This window comes from Lactobacillus sp. A27, from assembly GCF_016742815.1.
In the GTDB taxonomy this organism is placed as follows: Bacteria; Bacillota; Bacilli; order Lactobacillales; family Lactobacillaceae; genus Lactobacillus; species Lactobacillus gallinarum.
The window spans coordinates 16,010-38,789 of record NZ_JAEHNT010000053.1; the positions used below are offsets into that span (position 1 = coordinate 16,010).

Here is a 22,780-nt window from a genome sequence, read left to right on the forward strand (position 1 = left end):
GAAAAAGATGGCAAAGATTTTTGCAAAAGATACCTTTGCTGTTGTTGACTTAGAAACTACAGGAACGCAGCGAGAAAAAGGCCATCATATTATTCAGTTCGGATGTGCAATTATCAAAAATATGAGGGTGGTTAAGACATATTCATTTATGATTAATCCTCATCGTGAAATTCCCCAGTCTGTAGTTAATCTGACTAGTATTCATAATGAAGATGTACAAGGGAAAGATGATTTCTCTGTTTATGCACCGAAGATAGTAGAGATTTTAAAAGATACGGTTTTCGTAGCGCATAATGTTGATTTCGATTTACCTTTTCTAAATTATGAATTAGTACAACATGGCTATGAGGCTTTGACTAATAAGGCAATTGATACAGTGGAATTAGCTAAGATTGCTTTTCCTACATTGCCTTCATATAAGTTGAGTGATCTAACTGCTCAACTTAAGATTAAACATCTTAATCCTCATAAGGCTGATTCAGATGCATACGGGACCGCCATTTTATTAATTAAAATTATTCATAAATTAGAGAGTCTTCCTCAGGCAACTTTGAATACGTTGAGCTCTTTATCAGCAAGTTTAATTAGAGATACATCTTGGGTAATTGCGACAATTGCAGATAATCTGCGTAAGCAAAAACGACCACTGGGCTCAAGCTATATGCAGGTTCGCAATATTATTTTACAAAAACAGAATGATCAATTAGATCGTCATGGAGAGAATGCTCATTTTCCAAAAACTGATGATGAAAAGAAGAATTTGTTTAAAGGTAAATTGCATTTTCGTCGTGCTCAGGTAGATTTAATTAACCATTTACATCAATTTATTAATAATTCCGATAAACGAGCTATGATAATTGAAGCGCCTAATGGAACTGGAAAGACTTTCTCATATTTGTTTTCATATGCGTATCAACTTTATTCGGGTAGAAAACTAGTAGTAGCTACACCAACCAAGGTATTACAAGAGCAGATAATGGAGCATGAGATACCTCAGCTTTTAAAGGTTACTAAATTAGATTTAACAGCTGAGGTCGTTAAATCCAGCAGTCATTATTTAGATTTAGATGGGTTTGTACAAACGATTTTTCAAGGTACGCCGAATAAAAATACTCTTGTATTACAGATGCAGATCTTAGTTTGGCTTACGGAAACTAAAACTGGTGATCTAGATGAGCTAAATTTGACTAACTATAATGCTCCGTTGTTTGCACAGATTCAACACCCGGGGGATGCAAGAGTAGGTAGTCGTTTTGCTAGTGTAGATTTCTGGAATCTTGCACGAAAGCGCCAGGAAGAGGCTGATATATTAGTTACTAACCATGCTTATTTGGCTAATCATTATATGGACACTATTTGGGGGCAAAACCCATATTTAGTAGTTGATGAAGCACATCGCTTTACTGAAAACGTTATTAGTTCACGTAATGATTCATTACGCTTTGAAGCTTTATGGGGCGTATTAAGTCATTTACGCAACCTGCTTTATTTTTCTAATGATGGTGTAGAAAATCAATTTAATGATAATGTGCAACTCAACTTTTTATTAAAAAAGCTTGATCCACAGATTCTAGAATTGATTCAATGTATTAATGATTTACAAAAGGATTTATACGCTCAAAACGATAATGCAGTCAATAGGTCATTTTTGGCTAATGGAACTTTAGAATTAAGTTTTCAAGGAAAAGGCTTATTTAATAAAAATAGTCAATTTAAGCAATTATTATCTAAGTTCCAACAAAAATTAGAGGAAGTTAGAGAATTAACCAATCAGGTTCTGTTTGAACTTTATCATGAGCAAGAACAAATTCTGACCAATACTGAGACGCTGCTGAGTGAAATTACTGAACAAATTGATCGTTTAGATTATTATTCTGAAAAGAGTTATCAATTAGCAGATATATTATCTGATTCGCAAAATTTGGATCAAGATGGGTTTATATTGATGGTTACTAATCCGGATGATCCTTTAAGCACTAACTTAGATTGGCTGATGTTAGATGCTGAAGAAGTGCTTAATCAAATTTATAGTCGCTTTGACCATATTGCTTTTATCAGTGCTACATTAACCAGTAACCATAATTTTGATTATGCTGTTAACCAGCTGGCTTTAAAAAATATGGCTGTAGTTGAATACATAGGCAAAAGCACATTTAACATTAAGAAGCATTTGCAAGTAATCTCGGTTAATAACATGCCTAATCCAGATAGTGAAGCGTATGAAGATGATATTGAGCAAATTTTAATTAACGATCTTACAAATAAAAACCACGTTCTTGTGTTAATGACTAATCTAGAAAAAATTCGAACGGTATTCATGGCTATTATGAATTCCCCAGAATTAAAAGATTTCGAAATATTGGCCCAAGGAATATCGGGTTCTAATAATAGAATTGCAAAAAGATTTGTAATTGCTAAAAAAGCGATTATTATTGGTGCTGATAGTTTTTGGGAAGGAATCGATTTTCATGATTGTGGTATTGATACTGTATTTGCAGCGCGATTGCCATTTGAATCCCCAGATCAGCCAGAAGTTCGTTTAAGACAGAAAAAACTAGAAGATCAAGGGATTAACGTCTTTGAAAAGGATAGCCTCCCTCGAGCTGTTATTAGATTCAGACAGGGAATGGGGCGCTTAATTCGTGGTGAAAAAGATCATGGACAATATATTATTTTGGATCCTAGATTATGGTCTAAAGAATATGGCAAGGCGTTCTTACAGGCAATTCCTGTTAAGGTAGAAAGAGTTACAAAAGAGAAATTAAAAGAATTAGAAAATAAGAAAAAATGATGATACAAGATGATACGAGACAAACGTTAAAATTTATATCATGGGTAATCGGGATTGTTATAATTGCTTTTGTGGCTAGCATTTTAATCTTTTATTATGCGGGGTCTCGCAGTCGAGGTAATGATCAAAAAATTGCAGAAATAGCCCGGACTAAAACTCCAATTAAGAATATTCAAAGCTACTATCATTTAGATAGAGGAACTAGTAGTTATGCTATTACTGGAACCGGGAAAAAAGGCAAACGCTATTATTTTGTTTATTTGCCTAACTCTAAAAAAGCATATTTATATCCAGCAAGTAAAGGAGTATCTGAAACCTATATTAAAAATAAGTTTAAATCCTCTCATTCTGATGCTACAATTAATCATATTAATCTTGGTTGGTATAAAGGCCAAGCAGTTTGGGAAGTAGCCTATAAAAAGCATAATGATAATTTGGGCTATACAATATATGAATTTAAAGATGGAAATGATATTTCAGAAGTCGATAATTTATAGAAACTTTGGTATCATGGAACTGTATAATTGATAAAAAGGTGGACAGGAATTTTATGACAGAATTGATTTCAATTAAAGATTCTTCTAAACATGTTGACGAAGAAGTTAAGATGCATGTTTGGTTAACAGATAAAAGATCAAGCGGAAAAATTATTTTCTTGCAATTGCGTGATGGTACTGCATTCTTCCAAGGTGTAGTTCGTAAAAATGATGTAACAGATGAAGTATTTGAAGCTGCTAAATCACTTAGACAAGAATCTAGTTTTTATATCACTGGTATCGTACATGAAGATGCACGTTCTCACTTTGGCTACGAAATCCAAATTACTGATTTAAAGGTTGTTTCAAATAATGAAGGTTACCCTATTGGTAATAAGGAACATGGTGTTGATTTCTTGCTTGATCACCGTCACTTATGGTTAAGATCAAAGAAGCCATTTGCTATTATGCAAATTAGAAATACTATGTTTAAGGCAACTGTTGACTTCTTTGAAAAGGAAGGCTTCATCAAGTTTGATGCCCCAATTTTCATGCATTCAGCACCAGAAGGCACTACTCAATTGTTCCACGTTGATTACTTTGACCATGATGCTTACTTATCACAATCAGGTCAATTGTATGGTGAAGCTGGAGCAATGGCATTTGGCAAGATCTTTACTTTTGGTCCAACTTTCAGAGCTGAAGAATCAAAGGGTCGCCGTCACATGACTGAATTCTGGATGATGGAACCCGAAATGGCTTGGATGCACCAAGATGAATCATTAGACTTACAAGAAAGATACTTAGCTTACATGGTTAAGCAAGTATTAGACAAGAATGAATACGAATTGAAGATTTTAGGTAGAGATCCTGAAAAGCTTCGTCCAACTACCGAAGGTAACTTTGTTCGTCTTCCATATGATGATGCTGTTAAGATGCTTCAAGAGGCAGGTCGTGACTTTAAGTGGGGCGATGACTTTGGTGCACCTGATGAAGGTTACATTTCTGAACAATATGACCGTCCAGTATTTATCGTAAACTACCCAACCTCAATTAAGCCATTCTACATGAAGAAGAATCCTGATAATCCAAAGGAATACTTATGTGCTGATGTTATTGCACCAGAAGGTTACGGTGAAATCTTTGGTGGATCAGAACGTGAAGGTAACTACGAAGTGTTGAAGCAACAAATTATTGATGCTGGTCTTAACCTTGAAGATTATCAATGGTACCTTGACTTACGTCAATTTGGTGGTGTTCCTCACTCAGGCTTCGGTATGGGCTTTGAACGTACTATTGCTTGGGTATGTCACCTTGACCATATTCGTGAAGCAATTCCATTCCCAAGATTGATTAACAGAATGCAACCTTAATAATTGCATCGACAATTATGAATATGTAAACCGAAAGTTGGACTATTTATTAGTTCAACTTTTATTTTTGGAAAGGAAATCTGCCTTGCAATTTAATGATTATCGCGCTTTAGGTTTTACCACCTTACAAAATGGCTTAATTGCGTACTATTCTAAACTTAATATTAGTGATGCGGAGTTATTGTTAATTATTCAACTGGAAGCTTTTAGTCAGCGTGGAGAGTCGTTCCCCTCGAACGAAAAAATAGCGGCTAATACTAATTTGACGGTAGCAGATGTTGGCAATATTATTCAAAGACTAATTGATCGAGATTATTTAACTATTGAGCAAGTAAAAGATAATCAAGATAAAATTGGTAATAGATATAGCTTAAATAAATTGTATGATGCTATAGATCAATATATAGATCAGAATGTATTAATCAAAGATAAGAAGAGAGAAAAGACTGTATCCGTTGTAGATGATTTAGATAATAATCCGTTAAATTATCTTTCTCGTAAAGTTGAGGTAGAGTTTGGACGTTATCTTAGCCCAATTGAGAGGGAAGAGATCGCTCAATGGCTAAGTGTGGATCATTATACTCCTGAAGTGATAGAATTGGCTCTGAGAGAAGCTGTGTTGTCTCAGGCTTATTCTTTGAAATATATTGATCGAGTTTTACTTAATTGGCAGCGGCATAACTTAAAAACCGTTGATGAAATTGAGAGATTTTTAAAGAGGAACAGATAGGATGGCAGAAGATTTATTAAGCGATGATAAAGCACGTAGTGTTTTAAAAAGAATTTTAGCAATGTACCCTGATGCTAAAGGCGAATTGCAATGGGATAATACTTTTCATTTGTTGTGTGCGGTAATGATGAGTGCACAGACGACCGATAAAATGGTTAATCGGGTTATGCCTGATTTTATTAAAAAATTTCCTACTCCTGAAATTTTAGCCAATGCTCCAATTGAAGAGATTGAAAATACAATTAAGACTATTGGATTGTATCGCTCAAAGGCCAAACACTTAAAAGCTACTGCACAAATTTTAGTTGAAAAGTATAATAGTGAAATTCCTGAAGATAAGAAGACTTTGATGACGTTACCTGGAGTAGGAGAGAAAACTGCTAATGTAGTTTTAGCTGAAGGTTACGGAGTTCCAGCAATTGCGGTAGATACGCATGTATCAAGAATATCGAAGGTGTTTCATATTGTTGATCAAAAGGCAACACCACATGAAGTTGAACAACGGTTGGAATCAATTTTACCTAAGAATGAATGGATTAAAACGCATCATGCTATGATTCTATTTGGAAGATATACAATGCCAGCCAGAGCCAAAGGTGATCCATATTCATATTTGAATTAATTAAGATGAAAAAGGTTTATTTCTATTTGCAAAAATGCTTAGAGAAATAAACCTTTTTTTGTTAATGATATAATTATAGTGAGTTGTTACTAAATTTGAAATGCATAAAAAAAATCTGCCTTCACTACGTTTCGGCAGACAAATAAAAAGAGTAGACACGCCAGTCTACTCTTAAACAATTAATCTTTATCAGAGTCATCATGATTTTGTTCATGATCTTCGTTATCTTCATTTCTTGTCGGCCTACTACTTTGAGTATGTGAAGCGGAAGATGATGATTGTTCACGACTACTTTGACTAGATTGAGATCTTTCAACTCTGCTTGATTGATGAGCAGTACCAGCTTCACTAGAAGAAGACTGAGTATTGTTTGTATTAACAGAATTGTTGGTCTCATTATTTGTATCAGTTTCTTCATCATCTTCATCGTAACTGGCCGCGCTATCACTGACACCAGCAGGGGCATGACCTCTAACATATAATTGCCAAGTGCCGCCAGTTTTTGCACGAATGACAGATTTAGGCTGTTCCCAATTCAAGTTTGGTTTATTTCTCATTAAGTAAGACATCATGCTCTTATACATTAGTTGAGCTGATTGTTGTCCAATACCTGAAATAGTACCATCCTTTAAATTATCATAACCTGTCCATATACCAATTGTATAAGATCTAGTGTAACCAACAAACCAGGAGTCCTTAGGAGTTGAATTATAACCAGGGTATTTTGCTAAATCTTCATCAGAATATTTAACAGTACCAGTTTTACCAGCTTGATAAAGATCTGGAATCTTTGCATTAGTACCAGAACCATGTTTGATGACGCCTTTAAGCATATCAGTAATCATATATGCCGTTGACTTCTTCATAACGCGGACACCGTTTGAGTCATAATTTCTAGTTAAACCATCAGGGGTTTCAATCTTAGATACGAATTGAGGCTTATGGTAAATACCCATTGTTGCGAATGCACTGTAAGCACCTGTCATTTGCAAACTAGAGGCATTAGCACCAATAGCAACTGATAATCCGGAATTGGCTGGGACATTAACGCCCAATCGACGAGCAAAAGCAGAAGCACGTTTAACACCAACATCAGCTAATGTCTTAACAGCGGGAACATTACGTGATTGTTCCAAAGCTTTACGCATAGTCATCATGCCATCATATTTATTATCCCAATCATAAAGTTGGATATTAGTACCTGGGTAAACATATTTGCTATCGTCAAGCATCTTTGCAGTTGACCAATTCAAATATTGAATTGCAGGAGCGTAATCTAATACTGGCTTAATTGATGAACCTGTCGACCGTCCAGTTTGAACAGCACGGTCTAAGCCTAATTGAACTGAAGGCAAGTGTCGACCACCTAAAATTGCTACAACATGACCATTATTAGGATCGATCACTGTAGCACCAATTTGCATTTTATTGTTTGTGAATGGGATAGAGCCATTATTTGCCAATTCATAGAGTTTGTTTTGAGCATTTTGATCAATATTAATAGTGATTTTCAAATTATCATTATAAGGATCAAAACCTTTGCTCTTAACTTCAGAAATAACTTCTTTGATGTATGGATCATCGATCTTTCGAATCTTCGATTCGTTATCTGCTCGACGCTTTTTTAGCCCCTTAGTAATTGGTTCATTAATTGCCTGGTTATACTCATCTTTAGTGATCTTTTCGTTTTGTAGCATAGTTTTTAAAACAATGTTACGACGATATTGGGCCTTTTGAGGATAAAGGTAAGGATCATAGGCAACGGGAGCATTAGGCATCCCTGCGATTAAAGCAGTTTGAGCTAAATCAAGCTTTTTCAGTGGCTTGCCATAGTAATAGTTAGCAGCAGTTCCCATACCATAATTTCCATAATTCATGAAGACTTTGTTAATATAGAATTCTAAAATTTGGTCTTTACTGAATTCATGTTGTACTTTAACTGCTAGCCAAGCTTCTTGAGCCTTTCTCTTTAAGGTACGTTGTGATGCTGCAGTAGAAAATACTGTTAACTTAACTAGTTGTTGAGTAATAGTAGATCCACCAGCAGCAATACTATTGCTTTTGGCATTAGTAAGCATAGAACCGACGATTCTAATTGGATCTACGCCAAGCTTATCTTTATAAAAACGCTTGTCTTCAACGGAAACTACGGCATCTTTTAATAATTGTGGTATATCTTTATTTTTTACGTAAATTCGTTTTTCAGAACCAAGTGACAACAAAAACTTACCATCATTATTATATAAACTAGACGTACCGCCACTTTGCAATTGATCTTGACTGATATTAGGTGCATCTTTTGCATAAAAAGCAAATAGCCCAATACCTGAAACAATCAATAGCAAAACTATTAGAAAAAACCATTTAATGATTTTGATACCTAAACTATTCTTAATCGACCTTCGTTTATGATAATTTCTACGTGATTCGCGTTTCATATTATTTTCTGTCATGATTATCTTTCCCTATCTGCAATAAATTTATCAACTGCTTTTAAATAAGGTAGTGTAGGACGAAAACCGCTTTTGATTTCATAGGAATTGTCCACGATTTCTTTTAAAGTCATAGAACTTTTATCCTTTTCTCTCCAAGCATTAATTACAAAGCTAGCTGGAGTGACAAAATATCGTTCCAAACTAGCGAATCTAATAATTGTAAAGCAAATTCCTTTTTGCTTCAAACATGCGCTCAAATGAAAAATCTGGTGCTCATGAAAGTTCTTTAAAGGAAAGTTGGTTTTATTTCTGGTTTCTTTAGCTTCGAAATCAAGATAATATCCTTTATAAACGCCGTTATAGTCAGTAGTTGAAGCTTGTCTAAAATAAGCTTTACGAATAACAGCTTTAGAGCGTTTAGGATAATCAACCTTAACAATTTGAATGGGGGTAGGCTTCTTATGAACTACGGCGATACCCTCAGTCAAATAGTATTTATTAGATTCATTAATTTGTTGTTCAAGTGTCATTCCACGATCAGAAAAGTTAACGCCTTTCCGGTGAGTATATGGACGACGAGTACTATTTTCTTTCTTTTTAATAGGTTTTCTAAATGCAGCTAAACTGCCGCTTGGATATTTGACCATTGACTTCACTCCTGTTAGCATTATAGCAATAAAGACTAGATTTTTGAATATAGGGGGCTTTTAATGCAGCGTTTATGGGTAACTGGTTATCGTAGTTATGAATTAAATGTTTTTGGTGATAAAGACCCTAAAATTACTGTTATTAAGTACGCTTTAAGAAATTATTTTAAGAGTTTGCTTGAAGAGGACCAGTTGGACTGGATTATTACGGGAGCGAATTTAGGAATCGAGCAATGGGCGGCAGAAGTAGGACTAGAATTGGGTCAAAAGTTTCCTGTGCGAACTTCTATTATGATCCCGTATGAGAAGTTTGCTGATCGCTGGAATGAAAATAATCAGTCTAAGTTTTTAAACTTAAAAGAACGCGTCGACTTTTTTGCTTCAACTTCTAATCTACCTTATCAAAATTCGGTGCAATTACGTAATTATCAAAATTTTATGGTTCGACATACTGATAGAGCTTTGATGATTTATGACCCAGAGCATCCCGGCAAACCAAAATATGATTATAATTTAATTCAAAAGTACCAAGAAACTAAAGAATATCCATTAGATTTAATTGATTTTCATGATTTACAAGATGCAGCGGAAGAATATCAAGAGACTCATCGACAGAATTATTTCTCCGAATAATTTTAAAGTTTTATAAAAATGGAAATCTTGGTTTTACCTAGGCTATCTTTTTGCTAAAATAAAAATGAATGTAAAGGAGTTGTCAGTAGAATGGCAAATTTAAATGATATTAAACTATCTGCACAAGACATACTAAAAAAGCAATTTAGAAGTAAAGTAAAAGGTTATGATCCAGACGAAGTAGATGCTTATTTGGATGAAGTTATTTCAGATTATGAGAATTTTCAACAAATTATTGAAGATTTATATGGACAAATTGGCACACTTCAACGTCAAATAATGGACGAAAGACAAAAGGAAAAGAAGACAGTTGAAACAGAGAAGGAAGATAAAGTAAAAACTTACACCCCAACTCATAGAAGAACTGCCTCAGTTCCTAATTTTGCGGATGATAATGATGATAATCAGGGCGAAATTTCAACTAACATGGCCATTATTCAACGAATTTCAACTTTAGAAAGAAAAGTTTATAATCTTGAACAACATGTTTATGGTGTAAAGCATTAATTTTTGCTATAATGGTTAACGGTGTGGATCTTGAGTAGGCGCGGCTAGCTATATGCTAGCTGAGGAAAGTCCACGCACGCACAGGCTGCGATGCTTGTAGTGATCGTATTCAGCTCAATAAGCTGGAGAAGAGTTTTTAACTCTTACGGCGGAAAAAATGCTAAATCTTTAAGACATGCATGACTATCCTGAAAAGTGCCACAGTGACGAAGCAAAATTAGAAATGATTTTGGTGGAACGAGGTAAACCCTGCGAGCGTGAAACCCAAATTTGGTGGGGGAGTCTTGGTCTAAGAAAATGAACTAAAGACCAGGTTATTGTCTTTGACAATAAAGATAGATGACTACTGAAGGTAATTTTTGCCAGAATTACTGGAACAAAACGTGGCTTATAGAGATTCACATTGGCAGAGTTGGGCTTGAGTCCAGCTCTTTTTTTATTTTTAATTAACGAAAGAGAAATAATGAAAGAATATCAACTATACGCAACTATGGGCGCTGGTTTTGAAAGCGTTGTAAACAAAGAATTACAAAGTATGGGTTACAAGACCAAAGTCGAAAATGGACGTGTGTTTTTTAAGGGAACCCAAGAAGATATTGTAAAGACTAACTTGTGGTTAAGAACTGCAGATAGAATCAAAATCTTGTTAAAAGAATTTAGAGCAACCGATTTTGATACTCTATTTAATGAAGTTTATGATTACAACTGGGCAGATTTGTTGCCAGTAGATGCTAAGTTTCCTGTGCAAGGTCGTGCGGTCAAGTCGAAGCTTCACTCTGAACCAGATGTACAATCGATCGTAAAGAAAGCTATCGTCAATAAGATGATTGATCAATATCATAGACGTGGCTTCTTGCCAGAAACTGGTAGTGAATATCCATTGGATGTTCACATTTATAAAAATATTGCTCGTATTTCCTTGGATACTACTGGAGCAAGTCTTTTTAAGCGTGGATATAGAGTAGAACATGGTGGCGCACCATTAAAGGAAAACTTTGCGGCAGGTTTATTAAAATTGACCCCGTATAACGGAACGCATCCCCTGATTGATCCAATGACAGGTTCTGGTACTTTAGCAATTGAAGCGGCTTTAATTGCTAAAAACATTGCACCAGGAACATGGCGAAAATTTGCTTTTGATAATTTCGATTGGTTTAATCACGATTTACATAAATCTGCATTAGAAAAAGCTAAGGCAGAGGTCAAACCATTAGACGCTCCTATTTGGGCTAGTGATATTGATCAATCTGTACTTGAGGTTGCTAAGTTAAACGCTCATAATGCAGGGGTTTTACAAGATATTCGTTTTAAGCAAGTAGCGGTCAAAGACTTTACTACTGACTTAGAAAATGGAATTATTATTGCCAACCCGCCTTATGGTAAACGTCTTAAGGATCGAGAATCTGCTGAAGAATTATATAAGCAAATGGGTGAAGTTTTACGTCCACTAGACTCATTTAGTCAATATTATTTAACAGCTGATCCTAATTTTGAAAAATGTTTTGGAGCAAGGGCTACTAAGAAACGTAAGCTGTTTAATGGTAATTTAAGAGTAGATTTCTATCAATATTGGGCAAACAGAAGATAAAAAATGATTACGAAGGATCTTAATACTGAATTTTGGGTAATTTCTGATACGCATTTGATTGCAAACAGTTTGCATGATGAAGGACAAGCTTTTTCACAAATGCAAAAAACTAGTCAAGGTAAGGACTTATATTATCAAGAGACTGCTCTAACAGCTTTTATGCGAATGGCACAAAGAAAAAAGCCTGCAGCAATTATTGTCACAGGCGATATTACTTTTAATGGTGAAAGAGTATCAGCTGAAAAATTTGCCGAAATCTTTCGACCATTAAAACATACGAAAGTATTAGTTATACCAGGAAATCACGATATTTTTGATGGTTGGGCTAGAGAATTTCGTGGTAAAAAGCAATTTTATGCAGGTGAAATTAGCCCAATGTTTTGGCGTTCAATTTTTGCTAAATCCTATCGTCAAGCAGTTGATACGGATGATAGTTCTTTGGCATATAGTGTGCAATTAAATCCACAATATTTTTTGATATTGGCAGATTCCAACTTATATGGTAAAGAAGAAACGACGGCTGCTCCGCATACGCGAGGAATGATCGGCAAATCCCAACTTAAATGGATTAAAAAACAGCTACAGTATGCGGAGAAAAATCAACTTCGTCCGATTTTATTTATGCATCATAATTTATATGCTCATAATCCTGCTGTAAATAAAGGATATGTGGTTGATGATGCAGTTGAATTAAGGCGGCTTTGCAGTCAATATAATGTTAAACTAGCTTTCAGTGGTCACATTCATGCTCAAAATATTATAGGTCCCCAAGAAACAACTCCTACAACTGAAGTAGTAACTTCAAGTTTTTGTTCTAATGATCAAGGATATGGGGTTGTGCGCGTTCACTCACGTCATATTACATATGTAAGACGTAATTTTGATATGACAAGATACCTGACAGACCAAGAAAAAGAAAATTATACCTTAGAACATTTTCATAAGTATTTAAAGAATCTACAATTAGGCAGTATCTCTGCGGATATGATGCAGAGTGAATTGAATAAATATCATGACGATATAGATTTAGTTCGAGCAATGGGTAAATTGTTTGGCTGGATGAATTATCACTTTTTCACTGGGCATAATCATATTAAGGCGAGTGAATTGAATAAAATTCATTCTTCAAAGGCCTATCAAGTGTTAATTAAACATCATCCTGAATATAGGCTATATTTAGAGACTCTGTATGACACCAGTGATCATAGTAATTTACAAGTAAAAATAAAATATTGATAAATAAAGAGAGTATGATTTATTTCGTACTCTCTTATTTTGATGGTTTTTGATACAATAAGAAAAGGAATAAATGATATGTAGGGTGTGATCTAAATTCTAAAATCTAAACGGCATTTTATATTTTTAGGAACAATTGGAGTAATTTATTACTCATGGCTTTTAATCGTTCTGTTGACAGCTTTTATTTTGGGTTATGAAGGAAATAAAGCAATTAATATTCCTGGAATGGTAGTCGGATTCATTTTTATTGTTTTGTTAGTGTATACATGGTTGTATTCATTTTTCGAAAATAGTAAAAATAAATATTTACTTAAATTGCCATACAGAACTCAAATTAAGGTAAGTAAACCAGTTTTAATTGCAAAATGGCGTATATTTGAAATTTATCGATTAAAAAGTGAATTTCAAAGCTATTCTGTTTTAGTTTTTTCAAGAAAGAAGAATAAGCATAGATGAAATCAGATATTGAAATTGCACAAGAAACTAAAGAGTTACCAATTAATGAAATTGCCGCAAAGGTTAATTTAAAAGAAGATGATCTAGAACCATATGGTTATGATAAGGCTAAGATCAATTGGCAAGCTATTAATCGCATTTCCCAAAACAAAAAATTAGGAAAGTTAATTTTAGTAACTTCTATCTCGCCAACACCAGCTGGAGAAGGGAAATCTACTATTACTATTGGTTTAGGTGATGCTATCAATAATCAATTGCATAAAAATACAATGATTGCTCTGCGTGAACCATCAATGGGTCCTGTTTTTGGACTTAAAGGTGGTGCAACCGGTGGTGGTATGGCACAAATTATTCCGATGGAAGACATTAATTTACACTTTACTGGTGATATGCACGCTTTAACTGCAGCGATTGATACATTAGCTGCATTAGTAGATAACTATATTTATCAGGATAATAGTTTAAATATTGATCCAGAACGAATTCTTTTGAAACGCGGTTTAGATGTTAATGATCGTGCTTTGAGAAATATTACAGTTGGGCAAGGCTCTAAGTTTAATGGCGTTGAGCATAAATCAAGTTTTGCAATCACTGTAGCCAATGAATTGATGGCTATTTTATGTTTAGCAACAGATATTGATGATTTGAAAGCTAGAATTGGTGATATGCTTGTTGGTTATACCAAAGATGATCAACCAGTTTATGTTAAGCAACTCGGTTTTCAAGGTGCAATTGCTGCATTACTTTCTAATGCATTAAAGCCAAATTTAGTTCAAACGCTTGAGCATACTCCTGCACTAGTTCATGGTGGTCCGTTTGCAAATATCGCGCATGGGGCTAACTCAGTTATTGCTACTAATCTTGCCCTACATTTAAGCGATTATGTTTTAACTGAGGCAGGCTTTGGTAGTGATCTCGGTGGTCAAAAGTTTATGGATTTTGTATCTAACCACTTGGACAAAAAGCCAGATGCAGCGGTTGTTGTTGCAACTGTTCGTGCGCTTAAATATCAAGCTTTAGGAAAGACCGACAATCTGGATGAAGAAAATCTTGCTGCTTTGAAGGCTGGATTTAAGAATTTAGAGCGTCATATGAATAATATGCGTTCATATAATGTGCCGGTGGTTGTGTTAATTAATCAATTTGCAACAGATACTGAGGCAGAACTTGATTTGCTTAAAAAGTTAGTTGAAGAACAAGATATTCCAGCTGAGGTAGTTACTTACCATGATGATGGCTCTAAAGGCGGAATTGAAGCTGCACAAACAGTAATTGATTTAGCCGATTCTGGTAAGGCTAAAGTAGTATCAACTTATGATGAAGATGACGATGTCAAAACCAAAATTGAAAAGGTAGCTACTAAAATTTATCATGCTAGCGGAGTGGAATATACAGAAAAGGCTGATAAACAAATTAATGAGCTAACCAAGTTAGGCAAGGAAAAGTTGCCAGTAATTATTGCTAAGACACAATATTCGTTTAGCGATGATAAGAAGCAATTAGGTGCTCCAACTGATTTCAAGTTGCATGTGAAAGGAATCAGTTTGAAAAATGGAGCTCGTTTTATTGTTGTAACTACGGGACATGTATTGGATATGCCAGGCTTGCCTAAGCATCCTGCAGCTTTGGATATCGATGTTGATAATAATGGCAAGATTAGTGGGTTATTTTAATAAAAGATGCAATTTTTATATTTATTTATTTCATTATTTGTAGTTTTAGCAGATCAAGGATTAAAAAATTATATTGTAAGCAATTATACCGTTGGTGAAGTTCATCAGATTATTCCAGGAATTTTATCATTTAATTATTTACAAAATGATGGTGCAGCTTGGAATATTTTAACTGGTCAAATGTGGCTATTTTACGCTATCAGCGTTATTGCCATTGCAGTTTGTTTATATTTTTTGTTCAATAAAAAGTATAAAAATGCATTGTTTGACGTGGGATTAGCCTTAGTATTAGGTGGTATTATCGGTAATTTCATTGATCGACTTCATTTAAAGTATGTAGTTGATATGCTTCAACTTGATTTCATTAATTTTAACATCTTTAATATTGCTGATTCTGCTATTACCACTGGTGTGCTCATTATATTTATTTACTTAATTTTCTTTGCAGATAAGGATGATAAAAATGCCTAAAAAATATTTATTACAAGTTAAAGATGAGCACGGACGTTTAGATAAATTTATCTCAGAGCAAGTACCTGATTTGTCTAGAACTAGAGTAAAAGAATTAGTTAAAGAAAAAGAAATCCTAGTTAATCAAAAAGCAGAGAAAGTATCTTATAAAATTCAAGCAGGCGACAAAATTGAAATTAATGTTCCAGCGGTAAAACCATTGGATGTTGTTCCAGAAAATATTCCACTTGATATTGTTTATGAAGATGACGATGTAATTGTAGTAAATAAACCACAGGGCATGGTGGTGCATCCCGCACCAGGACATCCTGATCATACTTTGGTGAATGCACTTCTTTATCACACAAAAGATTTGGCACAATCTCCCGAAGGTTTTAGACCTGGGATTGTACATCGAATTGATAAGGATACTTCAGGTTTGTTGATGATTGCTAAGAATGCTCAAGCAAGAGAATCACTTGAAGATCAGTTAGCTCATAAGACAAACAAAAGAATATATTGGGCCATTGTTCATGGTAATTTTAGTGAAGAAAATGGTGTCATTGATGCTCCAATTGGCCGCAATCCATATGATCGCAAGAAGATGGCAGTGGTAGAAAATGGTAAAAAAGCTATTACACATTTTAAGGTACTCAAACAATTCAAAGGCTATAGTTTAATTCAATGTCAACTCGAGACAGGACGAACTCATCAAATCAGAGTACATTTAGATTATATTGGACATGCAGTTGCGGGAGATCCATTATATGGTCCACGCAAAACTTTAAAAGGGAACGGCCAGTTTTTGCATGCTAAAGTTTTAGGCTTTAAGCATCCCCGGACAGGAGAATGGCTAGAATTCACTGTTGAACCACCTAAGATATTTCAGGATATGTTAGCCCAATTAGAAAAAGCAAGTGAATAAAAATGAAACGTTATTTGATATTAGAAGATGGCAGCTCTTTTGCTGGTGAAGGTATTGGCGCAAGTATTATTTCCACCGGAGAATTAGCAATTCAAACTACTAATTTTGGCTATCAAGAAGCATTAACTGATCCTACTAATGCTGGAAAAATTCTAGTTTTCACATCGCCAATGATCGGCAATAATGGGATCAATGCAATTGACTATGAAAGTATTGATCCTACTGTTAAGGGAATAATTGCTAATGATATTGCTTTGAATATTTCTGATAGTGAAAATTTTGAAGATCTTAGTTCGTTTTTAAAAGAAAAAAAGATACCTGCTATTTTTAAGGTAGACACCCGTGCGCTTGTTCATCGTTTGATGGAAGAAGGAACTATTAAGGCCTCAATCATGGATACTAATGATGAACACGCTTTTGATCAAATTAAAGCATTAGTTCTGCCTAAAAATAAATCGGCAATGGTTTCAACTAAAAATGCTTATGCATCCCCAAATGTAGGTAAAACAGTTGCAGTTTTAGATTTAGGATTAAAGCACTCTATGCTCAGAGCCTTGTCTCTTAGAAAAGTAAACACAACCGTTTTACCTTATAATGTTAGTCCGCTGAATGTTGAGAACTTACGTCCTGAAGGAATCATTATTTCAAATGGACCAGGTAAGCCGGAGGAAATAGTTGATAAAATTGCTCCGATTTTAGATCATTTTTATGGCAAATATCCAATCTTAGGAATTGGATTAGGTTTCTTAGTGTTAAGTGATTATTTAGACTTTGAATTGGTTCAGTTGCCTCAGGAATTCAATGGAATTAATTATCCAGTAATTGAGCAAAATACTAATGCAATTTGGCAGACTTCAATGAATATTGATCAATTAGTATTACCTGATAGCGTAAAAATGAATATGAATCGTGAATATTTTGATCTTCATAGTGAATTGAATGCAGGATTTTGGAATATCAAAGACAAGATAGTAGCAACCGCTTTTAATCCAGAGGGAGCTCCAGGATCCCACGATGCAGATGAAATTTTCGATTATTTTTTACAAATGATGGAGTAAATTATGCCGTTAGAAAATGATTTAGATAAAGTATTAATTATCGGATCAGGTCCTACTTTGATTGGTAGCGTAGCTGAGATGGACTTAATGGCTACAGAAGCTATTGATGCCTTAACCGAAGAAGGAATACAAGTTATATTGGTTAATCCTAATCCAGCAACTATCTCCACGGATAAAAAGTCCAATGTTACCGTATATCTAGAGCCGATGACATTAGATTTTCTTAAGCGAATTTTACGTATGGAAGAACCAGATGCGATTATTACTGCGTATGGTTCAACTAATGGATTAAAAGTTGCTCATAAATTATTGCAAGATGGAATTTTAGAGCAAATTGGCATTCAGTTGCTAACTTTGAATTCTCGTATCTTGCAGATGGGTAATCAGCAAAAAAGAACAGAGCTTTTAAATAAATTAGGAATTGATACTAGTGAGTCTTGGGAATTAAATCAAAATGCTCAAGACAATATGAATGGTGCTATGGATAATTTACTTTCCAAAGTTACTTTTCCAGTATTAGTTACTAAGTATAATCGTTATGTTCATAATGAACATTTACGATTTAAGACTAAAGAAGCTTTAGTGACCTATTTTAAAGAAGAAAGACAAACTGATGATTTTACATGGAAAAATTATCGATTAACGGAGGATCTTTCAGCTTGGGAAGAAGTTATTGTTGATGTAATACGTGATAAGGATGGCAATTTAGTATTTACTAATTTTGCTGGTTCGATAGAGCCAGTGGGAATAAATTCTGGTGATTCAGCTATAGTAATGCCGTCTTTAACTTTAAATAATGATCATATTCAAGAATTGAGAGAATCAGTTAGACGAATTGTAGATAATTTGGAAATTGTTGGTTTTACTAGTTTTCATTTTGCTATTAAACATCATGGCACCCAAATTAAGTCAAAATTATTGACGATCCGTCCTCGTTTAACTCGTAGTTCTGTTTGGGCTCAACGAATTGGCATGTATGATGTGGGTTATGTAGTAAGTAAAGTAGCAATTGGCTATCGACTAAATGAAATAACCGATCCATTATCAGGATTAAATGCTTCTATTGAACCTACTTTAGATGCAATAGCGATTAAAATACCTTATTGGTCATTTACTGGTTCGGGTTATAACCATTATCAGTTGAATAATCGAATGCAAGCCAGTGGCGAAGCAATGGGCGTAGGACGTAATTTTGAAACAGCGTTTTTGAAAGGTTTAGATGCAACTACTAATCTTGACTTGGGCTGGGCTGCTTTTGTAGAAGAGAGTCGGAAAACATATGAAGAAATAATTGAAGATCTTAAGCATCCCGATGAATTACATCTAATTAAATTACTAGCAGCTATTAAAGAAAATATTCCTTTTAGTGAATTACAAGAAATTACAGGCCTTCATCCAATTTATTATCAAAAGCTTCTTCATATTGTCACAATCATTAATAAACTAGTGCAAAATAAGGAGCATTTAACTTTAGATTTAGTAAGAGAAGCTAAAGATTACGGCTTTTTTAATCCATTGCTTGCTAAGGTATTAAATATTTCTGTAGAGGAAGTACGATCATTAATTAGTAAATATAATTTAGAACCATCATTTTTAAAGATAGACGGTTCGGCTGGAGTTTATCGGCCTAATGTGTGTGCTTACTATGGCGCATATGATGTTCAAAATGAAGCTAAAGATTTAGCGGCAGATAAAAAGATATTAATTTTAGGTATGTTGCCTTTACAAGTATCTGTGACTAGTGAATTTGACTATATGATTGCTCATGCAGCAAAGACTTTACATAATAATGGCTATGTTACAGTTTTGCTTTCAAATAATGATGAATCTGTTTCTTCTAGATATAAGGATATCGATCGAGTATATTTTGAATCAATTACATTAGAAAATATTTTAACTATTGCTAAAAGAGAAAATATTAAAGATGTACTTTTACAATTTTCAGGTAAAAGAGTAAGTGCATTAAGTAAGCAATTGGAAGAAAATGGTCTTCATATAATAGGTCAATGGGAGACTAAAGATCCTCGTGATATGATTACGGAATTATTAAATCATCCCCTGACCGATTTAAAACGAGTACCATCTCTGAAAACTACAAATCCTAATGCTGTATTTGAATTTGTTGATCAATATGATTTTCCAATTTTAATTGGGGGCATGAATAAAGAGAATAAATTAAAATCCGCTGTAGTTTATGATATTCCAGCAATTAAAAGATATTTAGCTGAAAATCAGGTAGATCAAATCACCGTGTCTCAGTTTATTGAAGGGAATAAGTATGAAGTAACAGCTATTTCGGATGGTAAGAATGTCACTTTACCTGGTATTATTGAACATTTAGAGCAAACAGGTTCACATGCATCAGATTCAATAGCAGTTATTAAACCTCAAAATTTAACATTAGAACAACAAAAAAAGATTGAACAACAATCGATTAAATTGATAAAAGTATTACAAACAAGAGGAATCTTTAACTTACATTATTTGTTGGTAAATGATGAATTATATTTATTACAAATTAAGCCATATGCAGGTCATAACGTAGCGTTTTTGTCTAAGTCTTTGAATAAAGATATTACTGCCTGCGCTACGGAAGTCTTGATAGGTCATAACCTTCAAGATTTGGGCTATCCCAATGGACTATGGCATACAAGTAACTTTATTCATATTAAAATGCCAGTATTTTCTTTCCTTAATTATAGTAGTGGCAATACATTTGATTCTAATATGAAATCATCTGGTTCAGTAATGGGGCGAGATACTCATTTAGCTAAGGCATTATACAAAGGATACGAAGCTAGTGATTTACACATCCCTAGTTATGGGACAATTTTTATTTCAGTTAGAGATGAAGATAAAAATCGAGTGACAGAATTGGCTCGTCGATTTGATAGATTGGGCTTTAAGTTAATTGCAACCGAAGGAACTGCGAATATGTTTGCGGAAGCTGGGATTACTACAGGAGTTGTAGAAAAAGTCCATAATAATCCTCGCAATTTACTAGAAAAAATCCGACAACATAAAATTGTAATGGTAGTAAATATTACTAATCTTTCTGATGCGGCTAGTGAAGATGCATTACGAATAAGAGATGAGGCTTTGTATACTCATATTCCGGTATTTTCAAGTATTGAAACTGCTGAATTAATTTTAGATGTATTAGAATCACTAGCGTTAACTACACAACCAATTTAAAATAAAAAAGCTAAGTTTATTCAAATAACTTAGCTTTCGCAATAAGCATGTTTAAGAGGCATGCTTATTTTTTATTGACTTTCATTGCCATAATTTCTTTCTCTACTGGAGTGACTTCAATAGAGTTTTGACCAGTATAAATTACAAATCCGGGTTTAGCACCATTAGGCTTTTTAACACGTTTGTCTTGTACATAATCTACTTGAACATGGGCAGAGTCTTTGCCCTTAGAAAAGAATGCTGCGATTTCAGCTGCTTCTTTAATATCGTCTTCAGATGGTTGATCATCTCGTAAAATCACGTGAGATCCTGGCATATTTTTAACATGGAACCAGTAATCAGATTTGTTAGCCTTTTTTAAAGTTAACCAATCATTTTGATAATTGTTTTTACCAACTAAAACATGTTTACCAGAAGAAAGTTTAAATTCATTCAGATTACGTTCTGTAATTTTATTTTTTCGTTTATTCTTCTTTTGTTTTCGAATATATCCTTGATTGATTAACTCATCATTAATTTGATCAATATCCTGCGGATCCGCATTATCGATAGCAGTTTGAATAGAATCAAAATAGCGCAAATTTTCTTCGGCTATTTTGATTTGCTGATTAACATGTTTAATGGAATCGCGCAATTTTTTATATCGAGTAAAATATTTTTGAGCATTGCGTGCTGGTGAAAGGGCAGGGTCTAATTTTATTGCAATAGGTGCATTGTTTTCATAGTAGTTAGGCAGGGAAACTGTAGTCATTCCTGGCTTCACTTGATTTAAATTTGTGTTTAAAATTTCACCCTTAATACGATATCCTTCTGAGTTTTCAGCAAGATTGAGTTGTTTCTTTAATTTCTTGATTTTCTTGCTTAGCTTTTTTTGCTCATTCTTAACCACGCGTTCTACTTGACTAGCGCGTTGTTTTACCCAATCACGATTAGCTTGATATTCATAAAATTCATCAAGTCCTTTGTTAAGGTCAGGATTAGAGCTTTCCTTTTCAAGATCTAGATGATAAGGCAAATAACAAAAGATTTTTCTCTTATTATTAGGAGTCTTTAAAACAAATGCGCGTGGATTGTCGAACTGATTGAAAAACGTTTTAAAGGAAGAATAGCTGTATTCATCTTCTAAGTACCCCAATAGTTCACTTCGATCATCTTTATCTAAACCATCCATTTGCTTAGCTAAACTTTTAGCATCATTTTCATTGCTAAGTTGTTTAAATTCAGTTTCAGACAAAGTTAATCCATTTATTCCTGGCTTCAATGGAGGTAACTCATATTTTGCTTTTGGTAATAAAATACGAGCTCTATTTTCATCAGGATTAATTCTCTTTAATAAGTCGATGATATGATTATCTTTTTGATTGTAGAGAATTACGTTACTGTGACGACCCATTAATTCTACGGAAAGAACTAATTCGATTTCATCACCCAATTCATTGCGATTACTAAAATGGAAATTAGTAATTCGATCTAAACCTACTTGATCAATAGATTGTAAAACAGAGCCCTCTAAGTATTTACGTAATACCATTACAAAAATAGGAGCTTTATCAGGGTTGTTAATTGTTTGTTCAGTTAAATACATCCTTGGATATTGTGCATTAGCTGAAATTAAAAATTGGTAGTTTTTTCGATTTTTTCTAAAGATTAAAACTAAGTCTTGATCAAAGGGTTGGTAAATTTTTGATAAACGACTTCCTACTAGAGTAGGGGTTAAATCTTGTAATAAACTATGGATAAATAATCCATCAAATGCCATAATACATCACCTCAAAATACGTTTAATATTATAACAATAAAATTCAATATTCTAAAATTATTAGAGTTATCAACTATAAGCTAAAAATAATACACATTAATAATTAGGCAAAACTAATATAAATACAAAATGACATATTAGAGTTATAATTAACATTAGTATTAAAGTTTTAATATTTAATGTTTCACACAACGCTATATATCTAATATAGTTTGGAAACGGT

At 33.9% G+C, this 22,780-nt stretch carries 17 protein-coding genes and 1 other RNA gene; 15 read left to right on the top strand and 3 right to left on the bottom strand.

Annotated features, from left to right (window positions below; translation table 11 throughout):
- The first annotated feature begins 7 nt into the window (after positions 1-7).
- From JEM49_RS07565 to nth, 5 genes are all read left to right on the top strand, one after another.
- Positions 8-2,791, top strand: coding sequence for a helicase C-terminal domain-containing protein (locus JEM49_RS07565; protein ID WP_025005663.1), 2,784 nt, complete (start codon positions 8-10; stop codon positions 2,789-2,791).
- On the top strand, positions 2,791-3,288 hold the full coding sequence (locus tag JEM49_RS07570) for a hypothetical protein (protein WP_201874554.1): 498 nt from the start codon (positions 2,791-2,793) through the stop codon (positions 3,286-3,288). Before JEM49_RS07565 ends, JEM49_RS07570 begins: the two co-directional genes overlap by 1 nt.
- A gap of 53 nt (positions 3,289-3,341) precedes the next feature.
- Positions 3,342-4,640 carry an asparagine--tRNA ligase gene (gene asnS / locus JEM49_RS07575; protein WP_056945516.1) on the top strand — a complete coding sequence of 433 codons (1,299 nt, stop codon included), beginning with the start codon at positions 3,342-3,344 and terminating at the stop codon, positions 4,638-4,640.
- Positions 4,641-4,725: 85 nt separating this feature from the next.
- On the top strand, positions 4,726-5,370 hold the full coding sequence (locus JEM49_RS07580) for a DnaD domain protein (RefSeq protein ID WP_025005665.1): 645 nt from the start codon (positions 4,726-4,728) through the stop codon (positions 5,368-5,370).
- A 1-nt stretch (position 5,371) separates the two neighbouring features.
- Positions 5,372-5,992: an endonuclease III gene (gene nth, locus JEM49_RS07585; protein ID WP_056945515.1), complete on the top strand. Its 621-nt coding sequence runs from the start codon at positions 5,372-5,374 to the stop codon at positions 5,990-5,992.
- A 179-nt stretch (positions 5,993-6,171) separates the two neighbouring features.
- Here the strand turns inward: nth and JEM49_RS07590 are convergent, their stop codons facing one another.
- Positions 6,172-8,445 (bottom strand): PBP1A family penicillin-binding protein, encoded by a 2,274-nt coding sequence (locus JEM49_RS07590; protein ID WP_201874489.1) that lies wholly within the window; start codon positions 8,443-8,445, stop codon positions 6,172-6,174.
- 2 nt (positions 8,446-8,447) lie between these two features.
- Entirely contained in the window at positions 8,448-9,074 is a 627-nt protein-coding gene (recU, locus tag JEM49_RS07595; RefSeq protein ID WP_025005667.1) for a Holliday junction resolvase RecU, read from the bottom strand.
- Between the two features lie 63 nt (positions 9,075-9,137).
- On the opposite strand from recU, the gene JEM49_RS07600 reads away from it, so the two are divergent.
- From JEM49_RS07600 to JEM49_RS07645, 10 genes are all read left to right on the top strand, one after another.
- Entirely contained in the window at positions 9,138-9,707 is a 570-nt protein-coding gene (locus JEM49_RS07600) for a DUF1273 domain-containing protein (RefSeq protein ID WP_201874491.1), read from the top strand.
- A 90-nt stretch (positions 9,708-9,797) separates the two neighbouring features.
- The gene (locus JEM49_RS07605; RefSeq protein WP_087176084.1) at positions 9,798-10,214 is read left to right on the top strand and encodes a DivIVA domain-containing protein; all 417 of its coding nucleotides are present in this window, start codon (positions 9,798-9,800) and stop codon (positions 10,212-10,214) included.
- A 26-nt stretch (positions 10,215-10,240) separates the two neighbouring features.
- Positions 10,241-10,610: RNase P RNA component class B (gene rnpB / locus JEM49_RS07610), an RNA gene on the top strand.
- Positions 10,611-10,677: 67 nt separating this feature from the next.
- Positions 10,678-11,802, top strand: a complete 1,125-nt coding sequence (locus JEM49_RS07615; protein WP_087176092.1) for a THUMP domain-containing class I SAM-dependent RNA methyltransferase — start codon at positions 10,678-10,680, stop codon at positions 11,800-11,802.
- A gap of 3 nt (positions 11,803-11,805) precedes the next feature.
- On the top strand, positions 11,806-13,038 hold the full coding sequence (locus JEM49_RS07620) for a metallophosphoesterase (RefSeq protein WP_087235529.1): 1,233 nt from the start codon (positions 11,806-11,808) through the stop codon (positions 13,036-13,038).
- A 455-nt stretch (positions 13,039-13,493) separates the two neighbouring features.
- Positions 13,494-15,170 carry a formate--tetrahydrofolate ligase gene (locus tag JEM49_RS07625; protein WP_025005673.1) on the top strand — a complete coding sequence of 559 codons (1,677 nt, stop codon included), beginning with the start codon at positions 13,494-13,496 and terminating at the stop codon, positions 15,168-15,170.
- Positions 15,171-15,176: 6 nt separating this feature from the next.
- Positions 15,177-15,641: a signal peptidase II gene (lspA, locus tag JEM49_RS07630; RefSeq protein WP_025005674.1), complete on the top strand. Its 465-nt coding sequence runs from the start codon at positions 15,177-15,179 to the stop codon at positions 15,639-15,641.
- Positions 15,634-16,545 carry an RluA family pseudouridine synthase gene (locus tag JEM49_RS07635; RefSeq protein ID WP_201874493.1) on the top strand — a complete coding sequence of 304 codons (912 nt, stop codon included), beginning with the start codon at positions 15,634-15,636 and terminating at the stop codon, positions 16,543-16,545. The genes lspA and JEM49_RS07635 overlap by 8 nt, the downstream gene beginning before the upstream one ends.
- A 2-nt stretch (positions 16,546-16,547) precedes the next feature.
- On the top strand, positions 16,548-17,603 hold the full coding sequence (locus JEM49_RS07640; RefSeq protein ID WP_191335805.1) for a carbamoyl phosphate synthase small subunit: 1,056 nt from the start codon (positions 16,548-16,550) through the stop codon (positions 17,601-17,603).
- Between the two features lie 3 nt (positions 17,604-17,606).
- On the top strand, positions 17,607-20,798 hold the full coding sequence (locus JEM49_RS07645; RefSeq protein WP_201874495.1) for a carbamoyl phosphate synthase large subunit: 3,192 nt from the start codon (positions 17,607-17,609) through the stop codon (positions 20,796-20,798).
- 64 nt (positions 20,799-20,862) lie between these two features.
- Here the strand turns inward: JEM49_RS07645 and JEM49_RS07650 are convergent, their stop codons facing one another.
- Entirely contained in the window at positions 20,863-22,557 is a 1,695-nt protein-coding gene (locus JEM49_RS07650) for an Rqc2 family fibronectin-binding protein (RefSeq protein ID WP_201874497.1), read from the bottom strand.
- Between the last annotated feature and the right edge of the window lie 223 nt (positions 22,558-22,780).

Excerpts from the sequence above, each read along its gene's own strand:
- JEM49_RS07565 (WP_025005663.1), top strand. The coding sequence starts at position 8 with ATGGCAAAGATTTTTGCAAAAGATACCTTTGCTGTTGTTGACTTAGAA.
- JEM49_RS07620 (WP_087235529.1), top strand. The coding sequence starts at position 11,806 with ATGATTACGAAGGATCTTAATACTGAATTTTGGGTAATTTCTGATACG.
- JEM49_RS07605 (WP_087176084.1), top strand. The coding sequence starts at position 9,798 with ATGGCAAATTTAAATGATATTAAACTATCTGCACAAGACATACTAAAA.
- JEM49_RS07625 (WP_025005673.1), top strand. The coding sequence starts at position 13,494 with ATGAAATCAGATATTGAAATTGCACAAGAAACTAAAGAGTTACCAATT.
- JEM49_RS07600 (WP_201874491.1), top strand. The coding sequence starts at position 9,138 with ATGCAGCGTTTATGGGTAACTGGTTATCGTAGTTATGAATTAAATGTT.
- JEM49_RS07615 (WP_087176092.1), top strand. The coding sequence starts at position 10,678 with ATGAAAGAATATCAACTATACGCAACTATGGGCGCTGGTTTTGAAAGC.
- JEM49_RS07570 (WP_201874554.1), top strand. The coding sequence starts at position 2,791 with ATGATACAAGATGATACGAGACAAACGTTAAAATTTATATCATGGGTA.
- JEM49_RS07590 (WP_201874489.1), bottom strand. The coding sequence starts at position 8,445 with ATGACAGAAAATAATATGAAACGCGAATCACGTAGAAATTATCATAAA.
- JEM49_RS07650 (WP_201874497.1), bottom strand. The coding sequence starts at position 22,557 with ATGGCATTTGATGGATTATTTATCCATAGTTTATTACAAGATTTAACC.
- JEM49_RS07635 (WP_201874493.1), top strand. The coding sequence starts at position 15,634 with ATGCCTAAAAAATATTTATTACAAGTTAAAGATGAGCACGGACGTTTA.
- JEM49_RS07640 (WP_191335805.1), top strand. The coding sequence starts at position 16,548 with ATGAAACGTTATTTGATATTAGAAGATGGCAGCTCTTTTGCTGGTGAA.
- recU (WP_025005667.1), bottom strand. The coding sequence starts at position 9,074 with ATGGTCAAATATCCAAGCGGCAGTTTAGCTGCATTTAGAAAACCTATT.
- nth (WP_056945515.1), top strand. The coding sequence starts at position 5,372 with ATGGCAGAAGATTTATTAAGCGATGATAAAGCACGTAGTGTTTTAAAA.
- lspA (WP_025005674.1), top strand. The coding sequence starts at position 15,177 with ATGCAATTTTTATATTTATTTATTTCATTATTTGTAGTTTTAGCAGAT.
- asnS (WP_056945516.1), top strand. The coding sequence starts at position 3,342 with ATGACAGAATTGATTTCAATTAAAGATTCTTCTAAACATGTTGACGAA.
- JEM49_RS07645 (WP_201874495.1), top strand. The coding sequence starts at position 17,607 with ATGCCGTTAGAAAATGATTTAGATAAAGTATTAATTATCGGATCAGGT.